This window comes from Streptomyces sp. NPDC033966 (assembly GCF_055575955.1).
In genome coordinates this window covers 1-1,002 of record NZ_JBVIRQ010000056.1, presented here as the reverse complement: position 1 = coordinate 1,002, position 1,002 = coordinate 1, and the positions used below count along the sequence as shown (strand labels likewise).

Genomic DNA, 1,002 nt, shown 5'->3' with positions numbered 1-1,002 from the left:
TACTTGGCGCCGAGGCCGGCGTCGGAGACCTCGGGCTTGCCGGCGGCCTTGAGGACCTTGTTCAGGAGCGTCAGGTCGTAGATGCCGGTCAGGTCGGGCTTCTCCAGGAGCTTGGCCTTGACGGCCCAGTCCGACTCGGTCTTCAGGGTGGGGGCGAGCGGGTCGTCGGTGACGAGGATGCTCTGCCAGGCGGGGTCGAGGATCTTCGCTTCGAGTTCCTTGCCGCTGTCGGCCTTGAGCCTGGCGTTGGCGGAGGCCTTGGCCTGCTCCGGGTTGGCGTTGATCCACTCGTTGGTCCTGACGGTGCCCTTGAGGACGGCCTCGACGACGTCGGCGTGTTCCTTGAGGAACTTCTGGGACACGATGACGTTGGTGATGACGAACTTCTTGTCGGGCCACAGGGCGGTCTCGTCGAGGAGGACGGAGCCGCCGTCGGAGACGAGCTTGGAGGCGGTGGGCTCGGGGACCCAGGCGCCGTCGATGGAGCCCTGCTTGAAGGCGTCGGGGGTGACCTTGTTGTCGGTGCGGACGACGGAGACGTCGCCCTTTCCGGACTCGGGGTCGACCGTCCAGCCCTTCTCGGCGATCCAGTTGAGGAACGCGACGTCCTGGGTGTTCCCCTTCTGCGGGGTGGCGATCTTCTTGCCCTTGAGGTCGTCGAGGGTCTTGATCTTGTCCGGGTTCACGACGAGCTTGACGCCGCCGGAGGCGGAGCCGGAGATGATCCGCAGGTTGGAGCCCTTGGACTTGACGTAGCCGTTGATGGAGGGGGAGGGGCCGATGAAGCCGATGTCGAGGGAGCCGCCGTTGAGGGCTTCGATCTCGGACGGGCCGGCGTTGAAGGACTGCGGCTTGACCTTGGTCGCGCCCAGTTCCTTCTGGATCAGGCCTTCCTGGAGGCCGACCAGGGCGGTGGCGTGGGTCAGGTTCGGGAAGTACCCGATGCGGACCTCGGACGCCGAGAGCTTCTGACCGCCCTCGGAAGCGGTGGCGCCGGCCGGC

The 1,002-nt window shown here is 66.7% G+C and carries 1 protein-coding gene; it reads right to left on the bottom strand.

What is annotated here, in order from left to right; genetic code table 11:
- Positions 1–1,002: aliphatic sulfonate ABC transporter substrate-binding protein (locus ACZ518_RS39470; RefSeq protein ID WP_469117857.1), on the bottom strand; the 1,002-nt coding region annotated here is incomplete at both ends.